The organism is Polaribacter sp. YIW18, from assembly GCF_057219325.1.
The window spans coordinates 60,955-79,862 of record NZ_JBXVVE010000005.1; the positions used below are offsets into that span (position 1 = coordinate 60,955).

Here is an 18,908-nt window from a genome sequence, read left to right on the forward strand (position 1 = left end):
GAAGTTTAAAAAAAGAATTAAAAATTTTTATCACATAAATTATATATACTAATAATTGTACTATTGGTGATTTAATTTGATACTAACTGGACCAATTAAACCAGATTTTTCCAATTCAGTTTCATTATTTTTTGGTCGAGCTGTTGTCCAAGTTTTCTTAGAATTCTTTGGTCTTTTATTATCGAAAATTAATTGATTTCGCCAAGTATTGGTTACTTTAATTTCCAATTTATTTTCTCCAACTTGTATTTCATCTGTAATATCAAACTCAAAAGGAGGTGCCCATTTTACACCCACTTTTTTACCATTACACCATAATTCTGCAATATTTGCAACTTCTCCTAAATCAATACTCATGAATTCTCCTAACTCTTTGACTTCAAAAATTTTGTTATACGTTATTGTACCTGAGTAATGTTGTATGGCATCGTTTTCCAATTCAGTTAACGATTTTAATTCATCAACAACAATAGACTCAGGAGTATCCCAACCTTTATCAAAAGATAATTGCCAGTTATTTTGTAATGACATTTTTTTAATATCAATTGACTTTACAATTTCCTTTCCATTTTGATGAAAGATATACTCTCCAGATTTTGATGCTTTAACATCATCTTTATCCCAAGATATTTTTGGGTAATCATTTGTTTTATGAATTTGATACCACTCTGTTTTGGCATCTAAAATAGTTTGGTTATTAAAGGTTACTTTTGATGCAAATGATTTTTTATCACTTTTAGAAAACACAATAATTGTACTTCCATTTTCAGGTAAAGAAACAGCAACATTTGTTCTATTAGTTGATAATTTCCATATTTTAGCATCTTTTTGAATTCCTTTAAACGCATCCCAAATTTGTGGGTTTAAATTTTGTATTCTAAAACTTAATGACACATCAACTGGATTTTCTTCTCTTGAAGCTACAAAATAGATATGCGCATCTTTTGTTTCTCTGTGAATCCAATTGATATCTAAATATTCAGAGACAATTACGTCTTTGGTTATTTTTTCTGCTTGTAAAACTTCATCAATGGTTTTACCCCAATAAACTCGACCTTTTCCAACTTGTTTTACACCGCTTTTGGTGTTATCCCACAGTTCATCAGCAATAAAAAGTAATTCTTTTAAATCATTCTCATTGTCCATTAAACTTGGTGAATCTTTAGGTTTATCACCCAAAATTACTGCCCCATTCATCACTAATTCTTTCAGTTTTTTTGCTGTTGATAGCAGTATACTTTCTGAATCTCTTAATTTGATAATTCGATAATCCCCTCCATTTTCAACATGGATTTTATCTTCTTTAATACTGATTTTTTCTTGTAATATTTCTGCATTTAAATAATCAAATCTATATCCTTTTGGGAATTCATCTAAATCAAATGGTGGACGTTCAAAATGATCTCCATAATACCACAATACATCTGCCACATATTCTCCTTGCTGCAACACATATTGATTTCTAGACAAATACTCAATCCAATCTGGCATGTATTTCCACCAAGTTTGCTGGCGTACAAAAGGAAAGCCGATATTACCACCAAAACTAGAACCTGGATACACATCTGTTTGTGGTGTATGAGAAAACGTGTGAAATACCAAGTGATTTACACCTTTTGCAAAATTATAATCGATTAAATATTTTACAGAAAAAGGGTGTTCGTTCCACTTTACACCAACTTGTGTACACGCTTCTGCTGCTAATTTTGGTTTATTATATAAATGTGTAGCTGAAGAAGCGTTGTAAATGGGTTTTGCGTATTCATTTTGATCTGATGGTGCTTTTGGATACCAAAATTCGGTCATAGGAATATCACTAACACCATAATAACGCATTGGATCTACAGGCAACACCTCTCCACCAGCACCTTCTGTATATACTTCTGCGCCCATTTCGTGTGCAACAGTAGCAAAATGTTTGAAGAAATTATCTATAAAAACCTCATCCATTGTTTGGCGTAGATCTCTTAAAAATTTGGTTGTGGTTGCTGTATTTTCTACAATATAACCCATTGTAGCAGGCAAATAGGTTTTCATACTGTATCCTCTTCTTTGCTCAAATTCTTTAAACATATCTTCAGAATTGATTGTCCAAGTAGGCACGTGACTTTCCCAACTATCAATTAATAAACCGTGTAATTTTCCATCTCCAATTGGCCCTCCATCTTTAATAAGATTTCCAATCATACCGTTTTTTAAATGATTTTCTATGGCAATTTTATCGAGTTTAGAAGATTCCCAACCTGTAGCTTCTGGCACTGCAGGTTTGTTGGTCAATCGCATATTGATATGTCCAAAACGTACAATTGTCCAGTTTCCATTAGGAACATTCCAAGTTAGTTTTCCATTCTCAGATAATTTATCTGTTAAGTTGATGATTGTCTCAGGTTTTATAATAGTATTTTCTGCGTAATTATACTGTACTTCTTTATTTAAACGTCTTAATACTTTTGCTGCTTTTGCTTCATGATTGTGCAATTTGGGTTTTGCACTTAATCTTATAGATTCTGGAGCAATAGCGTGTTTTCCTAAAAAAGTAAATTTAAATTCAGTAGCTGTTGTTTCTGGAACGGCTAAGGTTAGGTATTTGCGTCTATCATTCCAATTGGCATCTGGTATTTTTAAGGTTGTTATTTCTTGTAGCTTATTATTGATAAGTGCCTCTACTTTAATCGAAACTTCTACTCTTGGATAATTTGTACCTGTAATAATATGGCGCAACTGAGGGAAAACTATAGAACGCAAAGTAATCTCTTTATCAAACGAAGTTTTTACCCAAGTTTTTTGGTTCTGTACTTTTGAAATACCTACTTTTCTATACTCTTTAAGTGGTTTTTTTAATCGAGTATTTTTTCTGGTAACAATTAATTCTGAATCTGGATTAAAAATAGCTTTCCAAGGAACTAACCTATTGTTTGTTTCAATTTTTGAGGGATTGTATGGTTTTAAATCATCTCCTGCTAAAGTTGGAAAAGCCAATACTTGAATATCTTTATAATCGTAATCTGGAGTGTGGTATAAAGAATCTATCTTTAGATTTTCTTGAAATTGTTTGCCTCCTGAAATGTGATAGGTAGTTTCTACCACTTCACGTTGCGCCTCATTTGCTGGAACCCAAGGACCACCAGTCATAGACCAACCAGGACAATTTTGCATGGTAAATTTTAATCCTAAACGTTGGCATTCATCAGCTGCAAAACGAATCATTTCTTCCCATTCTGGGGATAAAATCTTAATTGGTTTTACATTAGGAAAAGCACGACCTGCTTTGTTAAACAAATGAATACCTTGTAAACCTGCATCTTTAATAGCTTGTAAATCTCGCTTTAACCCTTCTTTACTAATATTATTTCCATTTAAATGGAACCAAGTTTCTGGATGGTATTCTTTTGATGGAGATTTGAAGTTTTGTGATAACTCTTCTATTGAAGGTGATTTGTCTTCTTCTGAAAACTCTTTGTTAACTGCATTACAGCTTATCAAAAAATAAATTGCTGAGTAAAAAACTATTTTATTGAACTTCATTTTGTTTAATTTAAAACTGATTCTAGATTATTATTTTTAATCTGGATAATATTCCCATTTCCCAACTCTGTGATAATAGAAATGAGTAGTTCCTTTAGTTCCAACATAATAGTGTAACCGAAAACCTTTTGCACCTGTATTATAGGAAATATTATCTATCAAATTATGATTTTTAAATTCGTAATCAGAAATGTTCTGAGGAAATTCTCCATTATTTTTTTGGTAACCATAAAGATATTTGACGATTAGTGACGATTCTTTTTTTAAATCAATCCATTTTATAAATAAAAAACTCTGATAGGGAATTAATAAGAACCCAATTGCTAATCCTAATATGAGAGCAATTCTCTTCATTTTAAAAAGATATAATAAAAACGGAAAGATATTTAAAGAGAAAATTAAAACACAAAAAAACTGTTTAACCTCTCCTAAAGTATAGTATGCATAGTAGCAAGCCACTATTTCTAAAGCTACAAGAGCTAATACAAATAGTTTTCGATTAAACTTCGTTTTATTTTCTAATTCCGATTTTATCACTCTTTAATAAATTTTACATAAACTGGTTTATCCACATTTAATTTGACAAAATAAACACCTTTCGCAATTGAATTCACATCGAGATTTAGGTTTCCATTCGTTACTTTTTCAACGCTTGATTTTATCAATTTTCCTTGAAGATAGTATACTTGTATGTTTAACTTCTCAAAAGAATTAGATACTTTAATAGTTAAAATTCCTTTTGTTGGATTTGGATACATAAAAACTTCATTCTGAAATTCTAAATCATCAACAGACAAAGCATAGCCTAATGTATATTTTGAAAATGCTTTACCCTCTGCATCTGCATTGATAGTATTGTCTAAAAAAGTAAGTTGACTTCCTTTTCCTATATACAAAGAAACCTCTGTTGTATTTGCTTTAACGATGTTCCTCACAATGGCGAATCTTCCTGTAAAAGCAATTTTTAAATCTGGTAAATTTAGAGCAACATCATCATTAGACAAAACATAATCTATAATTTTTTGCCCATTAACTTGAGAAATCACTTTTACACCTACAACTTTATCATCAACAATAATATTTTCGGTTGATTTTACAGTTGAAGTTTCATTTGCTGAGGGTTCATAAATTGCAATAAAAGGTTTATCCCAAGCTTCACCATATTTACGCATCACAAAAACTTGAGTATCTTTTTCTGAATATCCATTGCTAACTTCTTGCGTTGGTGGTGCTAAAGCTGAACTGTATTCTTTATCAATTCCACCAGGAATACTTACGTGCAAAAAATCGTTTGTTGCTTGCAAATCAAATCTAGCCGTAATTGAATTGCTTGTTAATGCAGATGTTTTTGTATTAGAAAACCATCTCCATCCTGGTTGTTTTCTATCATCACCTACATCATTTTGGTATCTATTTGGAGTATCTGTTAAACTTAAAAGATTGCCTTCTGTTTTAATTTGCATATCATCTCCTAAACCATGAAACAAGTAATCATGATAATTATTGACTACATTCGATTTTGACCTAAAAATATCGACATAATAACCAGAAGTACTACTTGTTCTTATAATACTATTGGTACGTTGTTGATTGACATTATTTTGATTATCATCTAAAAATTGTGTTGAAAAGCTAAAATTTGCAGCAATTGGGTTTGCATACGGTTTTGGCTCTGAAGCTTGTAATACAATTGGATCTACAATATTTTGCCAAGTACTATTCCCATTTGTTTTAGGACCTCTACCAGAGGTACCATTTACAATTATTGTATTATGTGCTGCATAAGAAACTGCATATTGCTCATGTAATTCTGAACCATATCCGCTTGCTGAACCACCAAAATCTGGCCCAATAACATAGCCTGCACCATACAATTCCATATCTAATCCTGAAGCGTGTGCATGTACATATGTACCACCTCCTGTATAATACATTAAACCATTTTGTTTATCATCTACTCCAGAATAATTGCGTTGCATAACAACGCCAGCATGCGATGCTTTAACGGTTCCATATTTTGGCTCACCATCTGCGCTAATAGAATTATCAATATTTACCCCCCAAAGTAATTGTAATGGACTGTTCCATTCTAAACGTTGATTTTCTATAACTGGATTATAACCTCCATCTTCGGCGTAGATTTTTTTTAAGGTTGATGATGCTCTTTCTTTCAGATCAGTATAGCCCTTTTTATCTGCAATTTTTAGAACACTTCTAAAAATATGTGCGTGGTCAGTAAAACTTCTGCCTATATCTCCATAAGCCATTGTTTCTCCATTTGGATATAAGAAGTTTTCATAAATAAAAATACTTTCTAAGATGTCTTTATTATTCTCAACGATTTTTAATTCAGGCTGATAATCATCTATAATATTCATCATTTGAATAAAAAGTGCATGGGTAAACTTACCATAACCTGCAGATTCTGGCCATAAGCGATCAACATCACTAAACCTATCTAACATCCAATTTACTCCTGGTTGGTTGCTATTGGCTGCACCATTCATCAATAGATTAAAATAAGCTTCTCTCTTTGCATCATCTTCCATACACATTACACTATACAAAGCACCTGGAAGTTCTAGCACTGGATGATTAGACCCATTTCCACCTATTTCTATAACATTATCTGCCATTACTTCAAAGGCTTTTTGAGAGGTTTCAAAATTAAAAGGAACTTGACTATTACTTGTTAAATCATAGACTGTTTTTCCTGTAGATGAAATAAAAGGTTGCACAAAATCGTAAATCATTGCTACTCTTGTAAAGAGCTCTCTTGGCGGAATTAAATGATTAAAACTGCCTGTATAAAATTGAAAATCTATATTCTGAACGCTTAATAGTTTTACATATTGATGCAAAATATCTGAAGCAATTTGTGCATATTTTTCATCTTCTGTTAAATAATACAACATTGCACATTCTACACCAATATTTAATCGTGTTCTATGTGTAGTTCTATTTCCAGGTATTGGTGGTATAATAGAAATTTCTGCGCTAGGGTTACTTGCATGATTTAAAAATCTTGAAGCCTGATTTTGTTTTAGTTGATTGAATAAACTGCTTGCCCAAGTATGATTAGAAATATTATCTAAAATACCTTGTCTATCTGCAGGACTTACCCAAATATGTGGATGTATTAAAGATTGCGTTCCTGTACCTCCATCAGAATTATTCAATAAATCTTTAAATTCAATATTATCAAAAGAAAAAATTCCTGTACCTGAACCTGAAGTTGCCTGAATTTTAAATCCTGAAATATCGGCTTTAGGAGAAGTTGTGTTTCTTAATGAAAAATCATTAATAACATTTGTATTACCCATCCATAAATCCATTTTCCCATTAGCAACAGCTACTGAATTTCCATTTGGTGCAGTATAACTTTGGTCACTACCAGAATTATTTACAATAAAGGTAATTTCTTGCTTACCTGTATAATAACTTGAACTTGGTGCACCTCCAATATTATCTACAGTAGTTACTTTAAATTCATTGGTTCCATTTTTACCAACTATACCAAAACGACTTGCGTAGGTAGAATTTGTTCCAAAGGATGCGTTAGAAAAAGTATTTCCAATAAAGATACTAAATGTAGGGTTTTGTGTGCCTGATTGATAATTGCTTAACTCAAAATCAAATTTGAGTTGTACTAAAGATGGATTTTCAGCAAGGCTAAAGTTCCTATATGCATACATAGTAGCTGCATCTGTTCTTTTAAATTGTAGGCTTCCATTTTCTATTGAAGTTGTTAAGTTGGAACTTCCATTTGTTAATCCATTAAACTGATTAGCATCTGGCACTACACTTACATAATCTGAAATTAGAGTTGAAGTATTAAAATCTTGCTTAAATAATTGTGCTTTAATTGCCATAGAAAAGCAACATAGCACAACAGCAAACAATAACTTTTTTATCATTTTAAAAAAATTAACAAGATTGAATGGTAATTTAGCATAACGTATTTTCTAATTTATCCTGCTCTGTCCTGAGATTTTATAATATGTTACTACTAACTTTATTTAAATATCTTAATTTTATCTAAAAAAAGAGGTTCCCTAAAAGGTAGCCTCTTTTTAATGCTTTTTTTATTATTAAATTTTATTTATTTGATAATTAACTTAGATCGGTATATTTTATCATCACTAGAAAAAACTTTAACTAAGTAAATACCTTTAGAAAGTTTAGCATTATCTATTTCTACAACTTTATTTTTTGATACTTTTTGATACACTTTTTCTCCAAGAACACTATAAATTTCTATTTGTTTTATATGTTCTATATTTTGCAATGCTATTGTAAATTTATTCTTAGCAGGATTTGGGTATACTAAAATTGAAGAAGACTTTAGCTCTTGCCTTCCCAGACTTAATGTTGCACTTGTAGAGATTGCTTTCCATTTACTTCTTGGGTCTGTTTCAGAAGCTTCAATATTTGTTACGTTTCCGTCTGCATTGTAATAAAGGTATCTATTATTATCTTTAGATTCGAACCTAAAAGTATCTTCTGTTTCGTTGTAATGAATTGTCCACACTTTATCAGAATCATCTGCAGGAGAGGATTTACTAGTACTAACTACAAAAAATGGTTTTGCTCCACCATCAAAACCAGAACCTGGAGCTCTAAGTATTCCAAAAGTTTCACTATCTATATTGTAATAAGACCCAGCCTTTACAAACGTCCAGTGTGTATTGCTTTCTTCTGCAGAATCGCTCATACTTACAGGAATTGCACTTGTTCCGGAATCGGTTAAAAATTTTCCAGTAGCAACATTTTGTAATCTATAGGTGTCTAATGTTAAGTCGGATTTGTCTATTTCTTTTACTTGAATTGTTATTTCTGAAGAAGTAATACTTTCTCCACCTGTTTTATACGCTACTGCTTTTATTTTAAAACTTCCTGTTGTATTAGGTGTCCAATCTAATAAAAATGGTTTTTCTGTATCTTCTTGTATTAAAGTATCATCTACTAAAAAGGCTACTTTTGTAATTTCGCCTTCGTCTGCTGTGGCATTCACAAACATTTGTATAGTGTCCCCTTCGTTAAAAGATTGATTATCTGTGGGTGTTAGTAAATTAATTGCAAAAGGTGTGGGACCATCTTGTACTGCCAAATCAATTATTTGCAAGTAAGTAGGTTGTGTATCATCTGTGTCTGTAGCGTTGTTTTCTAGTAGATAATAATATAATTTACCGTCTGAAATATATACCTGACCTTTTCTAAATCTTTTGCCAGAAGTTTGCTCGTAAACTCTTGTAAACAGGTTGGTACCTCCTGCTGCTCTCTCTACAAAAGGTCTACCAGAAGAATTTAAACCAATAACAAAAACATCATTTCCTGAGGTATATAGAGCTTCTGCTCCTGAAAAATCTTCTGAAATTATAAATTCACTTGCGCCATTTGGCTTGTAACTATGTATGTTTTTTACAACATTATTTTCTTTGTCTGTTACTTTACTGATAATATGAACATCTCCATTATCTGTAACTGTCCAATCGAAACCTCCCACAATGTGAACTTTACTAGTTTGTGTTGTTGCTACATAATCACCAGGTTCAAACACCAAAGCTTCAGCTGCTTTTACTAAAGGAAATGTGATATTTTCTCCTTTATGATTTTTCCATTGAGAAGCTCCTGATGGATCATCTGAATACGCATAATAAACCCCATTTTGATATTGAAATTTATCTGAACCTGTATTTAATCTTCTTTGAAAACCAATTCTTATTTTACCATCTACATATTTAATAGCTCCATAGATGCTCCAATTATTAGTTTCTCCTTTACTACCTGCTCCTAAAGCGTTAAAATACTTAAATCTGCCCCATTTAGAATTTTCTGCATCGTATTTTATAAAAGCCTGTGCACCATCATGAGAAGTACCATCTCTAGCGGTTAAAAAAAGTTCTCCATTATCATTTAAGAAAAATTCTGGATAAGTAAAACGATCATAATGAGGTGCATCACGTTTGCCATCCATAGTGGTATGTCTATAATCTCCGTCTAAAGGGTCTTTTACAAATTTATCTAATGTAAATTCTTCATCAGAAAACTCTGCAGCACCACTTACAGAATAAGAATACCTAAAATAATCGTTCGCAAAAGCTCCAGAATTTGTGTATGCATGCATATCATACACCATATGAACTGTTCCGTTTTTAGGGCTAATTGCAATTGCAATGGTGTTGTGTGTTTCACCTATCCACCATTTTCCATTATAACCAGTATGTTGGTGAGGGAATTCTATTGTTTTTTGCACCCCAGTTTTTTGATTGTATCGAGTCAACATTACATGACGATCTTCTTTTCCACCTCTATACCAAGTTAAAAAAACAAAATCTCCAAAAACTTTTATACAATCTCCATGAGGTGTTAGTGCCGTTCCATAAACATAATCGTAACCTGTTGATGAATTTGTTGTTGTGTTTAATGGTACTCTATCACCATCAAAATACATGGCTAAATCTGTAATTTTAATTTCTTTTTCTAGAGTTACCTGTGAATATATTGTGGCAGATAATAGAAATATTAGTATTAAAGTTATATTCTTCAACCTATGAGTTTTCATTATTTTAACTTTTCTATTTGTTATGTTATAAAATTGACACTTTATTTATTAATTTGTATCCGGAGGTATCCTGACAAAAAAACCTCATATTACATGAATATGAGGTTTATAAAATCTTTTCAAAAAGTTAATTATTTAACAGTTAAGGTCGCTTTTTGCAAATCACTTTCTTGTGACGAAGCCCCAACAGAAATTGTAAACGTTCCTGGTTCTACAACTTTTTTCATATCTTGATTCAACACATTAAGTTCATCAAAACCTAAAGTAAAAGTTACTGTTTTAGTTTCTCCTGGTTTTAGCGAAATACGTTCAAAACCTTTCAACATTTTATTGTAACGTCCAACTGAAGCATAATCATCTCTTACATACATTTGCACAACTTCATCACCAGCTCTTTTTCCTGTATTGGTAACATCTACAGAAACTGTTGTACTTTCATCAGTATTAATTATTGCATCTTTAAAAGTTGGTTTACTGTATGTAAATGTTGTGTAACTTAATCCATATCCAAAAGGAAATAATGGAGATTTATCTGCATCTCTAAATTGTCCTTTTCCAGATCCAATAAAATCTGGCCTTTGTAAATAGGTTACAGGAACTTGACCAACAGATCTAGGAAAGGAAACGGTTAATTTTCCTCCTGGATTTACATCCCCAAAAATAGCATCTGCAATAGCATCTCCAGAACGCATCCCTAAATACCAAGTTTCTAAAATTGAAGGAATATTTTCTGCAACATAGTTGATGGATAATGGTCTACCATTAATTAAAACAGCAACAACAGGTTTGCCTGTTTTATGGATTGCTTTTACCAATTCTTTTTGCACACCATATAAATCCAAATCAGCTCTATCTGCACCTTCGCCACCAGTTTTTCTAGAACCTCCAATTACCAAAATAACTGCATCAGATTTTTTGGCAGCTGCAATTGCTTTTGGAAAACCTGCTTTAGAATTGCTTAATAAATCGCAACCTTTTGCATAATTGATTTTTACTTTATCACCAACTTTTGCTTTTATTCCATCTAAAGCAGACACATAAAATGGAGGCAAACCACAATAACCACCTAATAAAGAATAGGTTCCTTTTTTAGGCCTTTCTTCATGCGCATTAGGCCCAATTACGGCTAACGATTTTATGTTAGACATGTCTAAAGGCAAAACATTATTATCATTTTTTAACAAAATGATTGCTTTTTTTGCCATTTCATAAGAAAACTCTTGATGTTCTTTTCTTCCAGCATTTACAGTTTTCTTGTCAATCTTTTTTGGTTCTGCATCAAATAAACCCAATTGGTATTTTGCTTTTAAAATACGAGATGTTGCTTTGTCAATGTATTTCTCTAATTGAGGATTCTTAGTTATGGTATCTTTTAACACTTTGGTATTATATGCTGCAAGCTTCTCATTCTTTCCAATTACTAAGTCCATATCAACACCCGCTTTTAAGCCTAAAATGGCTGACTCAGTTCTGGTTTCTGCAATAAAGTGCATGGTTCCTAATCGAGCAATATCATTATTATCAGAAACAATAAAACCATCAAAACCTAGCTCATCTCTTAAAATATCTTTAAGTAACCAAGTGTTCATGTGGTTTGGAACTCCATTATAATCTTGATGCCCTGGCATAACAGCACCTACTTTTGCTTCTTTAATAGCAGCCTCAAAAGGTGGTAAATAAACTTCTCGTAATCGACGTTCTGACATATCACTAAAACCTCCATTGATACCTCTTCTGTTTTCAGGATAACCAATAAAATGCTTTGCAGTAGCAATCACATGGTTTTCATCAAATCGTTCATCACCCATTCCTTGTAAACCTTGTATAAATGCAACACCCATTCTAGACACCAAATAAGGGTCTTCTCCATAAGATTCTTCTACTCTACCATATCTTGGATCACCAGAAATAACATCTAAATTAGGCGAATACGTATGTGTTACCCCTAAAGCTCTTGCTTCTAAAGCAGTTTGGGAAGCCATTTTTTTAACTAATTCAGGTTGCCAAGTAGAAGCTGCAGCAATGGCTTGAGGATACACAGTTGTATTACCATAATAATCTAGTACTAGCCAAACTCCATGAAGCGCTTCTGCATACTTCATATATGGAATTCCTAATCTTTTATTTGCAGGAGCATCCTGCGTCATTTCTGCAATTTTTTCTTCTAAAGTCATTTGACTTAATAAATCTTGAACTTTAGCTTCAATTTCTGCATCTTTTTTAGACATATTGCCTTCTTTTTGTTGACAACTAATCGAGATAAATAATGTTAAGATTGATGTAAATAGTATTTTTTTCATAAAACTATGTTTTGGTTTTAAAGCTTGATAAATTTATTAACATTGTTTCTTAAAAGCATCCTGTACTCACCGTTTTTTTAATTTTTTTAAGAAAAATTTCAGGATAGCACAGGGCACTTCATTAAAACAAAGCTTGTACTTTTATAAGAATTAATTATTTTTTTTATAAAATGAAACATTTTCTATTGAAACTTGTTGCTTGCGCTATTCTTTTTAGTTTAAACCTAAATGCTCAAAATAAAAAACCTAGTAAAGCTTTAATAGATAGCAATGTTGTTTTTCAAGAAAAAGACGGAATGGTTGCTGTAGAAGCTGAATATTACTACCAACAAACAGCATCAAATATGAGACAGTGGTATAGAACTTCTAAAAACGAACAAGTAAATGTTGGTAGAGATGAAGATGTTAAACATATTTATGACGCTAGTAATAATGCTTACTTAGAAATATTACCTGACGAAAGAGTTACACATTCAGATAAGTTAATTCGTGGCACAAACTTTTCTAATAAACCTGGTGAAATAGGTGTTTTAAATTACCAAATAAAATTTAATACTGCCGGTAGGTATTATGTTTGGGTTAGAGCTTTTAGCACTGGTTCTGAAGACAATGGTTTGCATGTTGGTTTAAATAATGTTTGGCCAGAAAACGGAAGAAGAATACAATGGTGTAAAGGAAAAAACGAATGGACATGGTCTAACAGCCAACGAACTAAAGAAATACATTGTGGTGTACCTCATCAAATATATTTAGATATTAAAAAAGCAGGTGTACATAGGATTACATTTAGTATGCGAGAAGATGGCTTTGAATTTGATAAATTTCTACTGACAAAAGATATTAATTATACACCTATTGGAAAGGATCAAAAAGTAGTTTTAGCCAAAGGTAAATTACCTAAACCTTTTCCTGAAGTAAAATACTCTTATTTTAAAACCATAGCAAAGTCTTCAAAAGAAAATAAATCAATTGCTGCTCAAGACTTCTCAATTAAAAATACCAACTTTTACAAGCATGGTAAAAATTGGTTGGCTGTGCATCCTGAAAAACACAAAGAAGCAACTACCAGTACTTCTTTTAATTTTGAATCTGGCAACTATGATATTGTTTTTGTAGGTGTAGGAGAAAACGATGGACACTCAACTTTTACTTTGTTTATTAACGATACAAAAATTGGTTCTTACCAGCCTGAAATTACCAAAAGACTTTTTGTGGAAGGTAAACCTTACAATAAAACCTGGGAAAACATTACCCTAAAAAAGGGAGACAAAATAACGGTAACCGCAAAAGTTGGTACAGATGGTAATGAATATACAAGAGCTAGATGGGCTGGCATTGTCTTTACATCCGTTGGTAAAGGAAAAAGTATTCAAAATGCACCATCATCTTATACAGCAGGAAATTAAACACAATAAAACACATCTATGAAATTTTTAAAACACATTTTCACAGTATTTCTTTTCCTATTTTCAACAGTTTTTATTGCTCAAGAGAATCTTTTAGATGTTTTAGTATTTTCTAAAACAGGATCTTTTAGACATAAATCTATCCCAAAAGGAAAAGATTTTTTAGCTAAAATGGCTTCAACTAATAATTGGAAAATTACTTTTTCTGAAAACTCTGAGGATTTTACAACCAAAAATCTTGCGAAGTATGATGTGCTTGTATTTTTAAACACAACTGGAGATTTGTTTTCTGATGCTCAAAAAAATGCTTTAAAAAACTATTTTGCTAGAGGAAAAGGTTTTGTAGGCATTCATGCAGCTTCTGACACAGAAATGGAATGGAATTGGTTTACAGAAATGATTGGTGCTAGTTTTAAAAACCACCCAAAAGTACAACCTGCAACAGTTTATGTTAATAAAGATACCAATCACCCAGCTGTAGCTGGTTTTAAAGAAACAGAAGTTTTTAAAGACGAATGGTATAATTTTAAAAAACCCGTAGGCAAACATGTTTCTGTTTTAGCTACTGTTGATGAAAAATCGTACAAAGGAAAACAAATGAATACCGACAATCATCCTATAAGTTGGAGTCATATTTATGATGGTGGACGTGTATTTTATACAGTTTTAGGACACACTATTTCCATTTATGATGATGTACGTTTTTACAAGCATATTGAAGGTGGTATTCTTTGGGCTGCTCAACTAAAAAAAGAAGCAGTTATCTCAAAAAAATGGACGAAGTTATTTGGTAAAAACCCTTCTAAATATTGGGATACTTTTATTGGTGCACCTCATAAAACTGTAAAAGGATTAGAAAATGTTGATCCAAAAAGTGATGGCAAAAATGCAAAAGCATTAGGCTTAAATAACGATCCTAAAAATGTTTTTACTTTTAAAACAATCAATGATGAAAAAGTATTACATATTTCTGGAGAAATATATGGTGCTTTAACCACTAAAAAAGAATACGAAAATTATCATTTAAAGCTTCAATTTAAATGGGGAGAAAAAGTTTGGGAACCAAGATTAAAAAGAAAGCGTGATAATGGAATTTTATACCATTGTATTGGACCTTACACTAAATTTTGGAACGTTTGGATGCAGTCTCAAGAATTTCAAGTTCAAGAAACTGATATGGGCGATTATTACAGTTTAGCAGGAACTCAAATTGAGATTCCATCCATAAAAAAAGACGGCGAAAAAGAATTTGATTACACCCACAAAGCTAAATTAAATACATTTTCTAGTATTGAAAGAAAATTTCCTGCACACGTTAACAAAGGTTTCGACAATGAAAAACCTCATGGAGAATGGAATACCCTAGAACTAATTTCTTACGAAGGTACTAGTTTGCATATTGTAAATGGGAAGGTTGTTATGGCTTTATTCAACTCTAAATATAAAAATTTAGATGGTAAAATTCTTCCACTTACAAAAGGCAGAATTCAACTACAATCAGAGGCTGCAGAAGCGTTTTATAAAGATGTTAAAATAAAATCGATTACTAAAATTCCAGCAAAATATAGGAAATATACTTCCAGGTATTTGAAAAAATAAACTATTAGTAATCAAATAAAACGTATTGTTTAGATCAAAAAAAATCGAGGAAAAATTCCTCGATTTTTTTGTTTACATTAAGTATGTAAATCTATTATTTCAATTTTAACACTTCACTACCCGCTAATAAATAAGCTCCTGTACCAAAGTTTTGCCAGCTATCTGCAGATGCTGGTTCTGGAAAAGCACCAATATTTTGTACCCAACCAACTCTACCATCTTCATGTTGGCAAGCCGCTAAACCTTTCCATGCTTTTTTAACTGCTGGAGTGTGTTTTTTATCTAACAAACCATTGTTAATTCCCCATGCTAAAGCAAAAGTGTAAAAACCACTTCCACTAACTTCTCCATGATTGTAAGACTCTGGACTTAATAAACTTGTTCTCCATAGACCATCTTCTGGCTGAATCTTTAAAATTTTAGCTGCCATTTCTTTGTAAAGATTTACATAGAAACCTCTATGCTCATAGTCTTTAGGCATATCATCTAAAAGTAATGCTAAACCACCAAGTACCCAACCATTTCCTCTAGACCAAAATACTTTTTTACCATTTGGCTCTTTTCTGTCTGAATCTTTTCCTTGCCAAACAAAACGCATATCTCTAGCAAATAAGTTTTCTTCTTTGTCATACAATCTATTGTACGCTTCCATATAATATTTATGCATCGCTTCTAAATACTTTGGCTGTTTGGTATGTTTTGCATATAAATTAACTACTGGAGGTGCCATAAATAAAGCATCACACCACCACCATAAAATGGTTTTTGCTTCCTTACTTTTATCCTTACCAGATTTCCAATTATTGTCTTCAAATAAATGCGTGTCTAAGAACTTCTTTGTTGGTTCTAAATCTGCAAAATTTCTTCTTTTTTCATTTCTAGCCACATATAAATAACTGTAAGAAATTGCTACATCATCTGCATGATGCAATCTTATGTAAGTTTCCCAGTTATTTGAAACTGCTTGATTTTTTAAAGCAGCCATATACATCATATTCTTAGTAGTTTTGTGTGCTCTTGCCACACCTGTATAGTAAGCACCAGCTGTCCAATCTGTTGGATGTATTGCAAAAATAGGATGGGCCTCTTGCCACTCTAAAGCTTTAATCATTGATTTTTGAATTGCTTCGTTATCTAAATCAATTGATTTTTGAGCTACCGTATTTTGTGATACTGAACAACTAAAAAGTGTTAGTACAACAGCTAATAATGATAAGATTGATTTGTTCATTTTAAATCTATTTTTTTAATTTAAATTTTGCTTCTAAATATTCTTTTGATGAAGTTCCTATTTTTACGGTATAATCTCCAGCTTCTAATACTTTTTTCATAGTTATACCTGTAAATTCTAACATTTTAGGCGTAATTGTAAACGATACTGTTTTGCTTTCTCCTGGAGCAAATTCAATTTTTTGAAAACCTTTTAATTCTTTATCTGGTCTTGTTACAGAACCAATTTCATCTTTAAGATAGATTTGTATTACTTCCTTCGCTTTTACTTTTCCTGTATTGGTAACTGTAACACTAGCCGTAATTTCTGTATCTGGTGTGATTTCATCACTAGATAATTTAATATCTGAATATTCAAAATTACCATAGCTTAAACCATGACCAAAAGGATAAAGTGGTCCCTTTCCTAAGAATAAATATTCTTTTTTATAGTTGATTTCTTTCATACTATAATGGTAAGGTAACTGACCAATTGATCTTGGAATGGTTACAGGCGATTTTCCTGAAGGAGATACATCACCAAAAATAATTTTAGCTGTAGAATGATCTCCAAATTCACTTAAATCCCAAGTATCTAAAACAGCATCAGCTTTTTCTGCAATAGTGTTTATAGATAACGTTCTTCTATGTTTTAAAACTACAATTACTTTTTTCCCTAGAGCTGTAATTTTTTCTACCAATTCATCTTGTGCACCTACTGGATCTATAGTTGCTCTATCACCAAGTGTACTATTACTAAAATAAGCTTCTTTAGCAGTAAATTTATCACCACCTAAAAACAACACTACTACATCAGATCTTTTTGCAATATTTACCAATTTTGCAATTGCTTTAGGGTCTCTATCTAACAGTTTAGGAGCACCACCTTTTTCATTAGTTAAGTTAAAACCTTTTTCTGCGGTGAATTTTACATTGCTATTCCCAACAGCAGACTCAAACATTGCTTTTGTATTTTCTTTTAATAAAGGTCCTAACAATGCTACTCTTGTAGTCTTGTTTTTATTTAAAGGCAGGGTGTTTTCTTCGTTCTTTAATAAAATGATAGATTCTAAATCCGATTCTTTTGCCAATTCTAAAGAAGATACTGCACGCACTCCTTTTTTAGTTTCTTCTAAATCGATATAAGGATTATCAAACAATCCTAAGATGAATTTTGTTCTTAACACACGTCTTACAGATCTATCAATTAACTTCATTAATTCAGGATTTTTCTCCACCATTTTTGGTAAGTAAGAATACGAATCTTCAGCATATAAATCGATATCAATTCCTGCTTCTAAGCCCATTTGTGCTGCAGCTTCAGGTGATTCTGCAACTTTCATAAAATAAAACAAACGTGCAATATCATTAGAGTCTGAAACTACATAGCCTTCAAAACCCCATTGATCTCTTAAAACACCTGTTAATAACTCAGGATTTCCATGACTTGCAACCCCATTTAAATCTCCATGAGAAGCCATAATCCCTAAAGTTCTTGCTTCTTTTACAGCAGCTTCAAAAGGTGGATAAATTTCATCAATTAATGTTCTTTCCGATATTTCGATTGCAGCAAAATTAGAACCTCCTAAAACCTGACCATAGCCAGCAAAGTGTTTTGCAACTGCTCCAATGTGTGTTCCTGCACCTAAACCTTCATAATTTCCTTGTACACCAATAATGGCATTTTTAACCATTTGAGTTGTTAAATAGGTATCTTCTCCAAAGGCTTCACTCATTCTTCCAAAACGAGGATCTCTTACTAAATCTGCTTCTGGTGAATGACACATGTGCATACCTCTTAAACGAGCTTCTCTACCGACAACATCCCATTGTCTTTGTACCAATTCTGTATTAAATGATGCTGCAGAGGTCATTGGACGACCAAATAATGTACAACCTTCTGCATCTACACCATTGTAAGATTCAGTTACAAACAAAGCAGGAATGCCCCATCTGTTGTTTTCGATAATGTATTTCTGCAATTCATTATTCATTTTAGCAGCAGCTACAGGATCTATATGTTCTCCTGGGTTTTTAATCCCTGCAATACCTAATTTTAATTTTTTAATAACTCTTTTTGACAAAACTAAATTTCCATCTTTATCTGGTTTTGCTCCAATATTAGCGTGAAAAATTCGCATTTGTGCTACTTTTTCTTCTGTAGACATTAGTGGTAGTAGCGCTTCAACTCTCTCATCTATTGATAAGGATTTGTCTTTGTAATCTTTTTTGGAATCTGATTCTCCACAGGAGTAAAAAAGAATAGTAATTAATGATAATACAAGTAATTTCTTCATTGTTAGT

At 32.0% G+C, this 18,908-nt stretch carries 9 protein-coding genes; 2 read left to right on the forward strand and 7 right to left on the reverse strand.

What is annotated here, in order from left to right; genetic code table 11:
* Nucleotides 1–60: 60 nt before the first annotated feature.
* The 5 genes from AC2D6T_RS06820 to AC2D6T_RS06840 all read right to left on the reverse strand — a co-directional run bounded on the left by AC2D6T_RS06820 (nucleotide 61) and on the right by AC2D6T_RS06840 (nucleotide 12,390).
* Nucleotides 61–3,525: a glycosyl hydrolase gene (locus AC2D6T_RS06820; RefSeq protein WP_484680948.1), complete on the reverse strand. Its 3,465-nt coding sequence runs from the start codon at nucleotides 3,523–3,525 to the stop codon at nucleotides 61–63.
* A gap of 36 nt (nucleotides 3,526–3,561) precedes the next feature.
* Nucleotides 3,562–3,879 carry a hypothetical protein gene (locus AC2D6T_RS06825; protein ID WP_484680949.1) on the reverse strand — a complete coding sequence of 106 codons (318 nt, stop codon included), beginning with the start codon at nucleotides 3,877–3,879 and terminating at the stop codon, nucleotides 3,562–3,564.
* Nucleotides 3,880–4,058: 179 nt separating this feature from the next.
* Nucleotides 4,059–7,442: a T9SS type A sorting domain-containing protein gene (locus tag AC2D6T_RS06830; protein WP_484680950.1), complete on the reverse strand. Its 3,384-nt coding sequence runs from the start codon at nucleotides 7,440–7,442 to the stop codon at nucleotides 4,059–4,061.
* A 185-nt stretch (nucleotides 7,443–7,627) separates the two neighbouring features.
* Complete coding sequence (locus AC2D6T_RS06835; RefSeq protein ID WP_484680951.1) at nucleotides 7,628–10,075, reverse strand: BNR-4 repeat-containing protein; 2,448 nt, start codon at nucleotides 10,073–10,075, stop codon at nucleotides 7,628–7,630.
* A gap of 146 nt (nucleotides 10,076–10,221) precedes the next feature.
* The gene (locus tag AC2D6T_RS06840; RefSeq protein ID WP_484680952.1) at nucleotides 10,222–12,390 is read right to left on the reverse strand and encodes a beta-xylosidase; all 2,169 of its coding nucleotides are present in this window, start codon (nucleotides 12,388–12,390) and stop codon (nucleotides 10,222–10,224) included.
* A gap of 170 nt (nucleotides 12,391–12,560) precedes the next feature.
* Here AC2D6T_RS06840 and AC2D6T_RS06845 point away from each other — a divergent pair, with 170 nt between their 5' ends.
* Together AC2D6T_RS06845 and AC2D6T_RS06850 are read left to right on the forward strand one after the other, a co-directional pair.
* On the forward strand, nucleotides 12,561–13,796 hold the full coding sequence (locus AC2D6T_RS06845) for a hypothetical protein (protein ID WP_484680953.1): 1,236 nt from the start codon (nucleotides 12,561–12,563) through the stop codon (nucleotides 13,794–13,796).
* Between the two features lie 18 nt (nucleotides 13,797–13,814).
* Entirely contained in the window at nucleotides 13,815–15,395 is a 1,581-nt protein-coding gene (locus AC2D6T_RS06850; RefSeq protein ID WP_484680954.1) for a ThuA domain-containing protein, read from the forward strand.
* A 94-nt stretch (nucleotides 15,396–15,489) separates the two neighbouring features.
* Here the strand turns inward: AC2D6T_RS06850 and AC2D6T_RS06855 are convergent, their stop codons facing one another.
* Together AC2D6T_RS06855 and AC2D6T_RS06860 are read right to left on the reverse strand one after the other, a co-directional pair.
* Nucleotides 15,490–16,626, reverse strand: coding sequence for a glycoside hydrolase family 88/105 protein (locus tag AC2D6T_RS06855; protein ID WP_484680955.1), 1,137 nt, complete (start codon nucleotides 16,624–16,626; stop codon nucleotides 15,490–15,492).
* Nucleotides 16,627–16,633: 7 nt separating this feature from the next.
* Entirely contained in the window at nucleotides 16,634–18,901 is a 2,268-nt protein-coding gene (locus tag AC2D6T_RS06860) for a glycoside hydrolase family 3 N-terminal domain-containing protein (RefSeq protein WP_484680956.1), read from the reverse strand.
* Nucleotides 18,902–18,908: the final 7 nt, after the last annotated feature.

What these genes read in the sequence shown, in the direction of transcription:
- AC2D6T_RS06830 (WP_484680950.1), bottom strand. Translation starts at nt 7,442, where the DNA reads ATGATAAAAAAGTTATTGTTTGCTGTTGTGCTATGTTGCTTTTCTATG.
- AC2D6T_RS06855 (WP_484680955.1), bottom strand. Translation starts at nt 16,626, where the DNA reads ATGAACAAATCAATCTTATCATTATTAGCTGTTGTACTAACACTTTTT.
- AC2D6T_RS06825 (WP_484680949.1), bottom strand. Translation starts at nt 3,879, where the DNA reads ATGAAGAGAATTGCTCTCATATTAGGATTAGCAATTGGGTTCTTATTA.
- AC2D6T_RS06860 (WP_484680956.1), bottom strand. Translation starts at nt 18,901, where the DNA reads ATGAAGAAATTACTTGTATTATCATTAATTACTATTCTTTTTTACTCC.
- AC2D6T_RS06840 (WP_484680952.1), bottom strand. Translation starts at nt 12,390, where the DNA reads ATGAAAAAAATACTATTTACATCAATCTTAACATTATTTATCTCGATT.
- AC2D6T_RS06845 (WP_484680953.1), top strand. Translation starts at nt 12,561, where the DNA reads ATGAAACATTTTCTATTGAAACTTGTTGCTTGCGCTATTCTTTTTAGT.
- AC2D6T_RS06820 (WP_484680948.1), bottom strand. Translation starts at nt 3,525, where the DNA reads ATGAAGTTCAATAAAATAGTTTTTTACTCAGCAATTTATTTTTTGATA.
- AC2D6T_RS06850 (WP_484680954.1), top strand. Translation starts at nt 13,815, where the DNA reads ATGAAATTTTTAAAACACATTTTCACAGTATTTCTTTTCCTATTTTCA.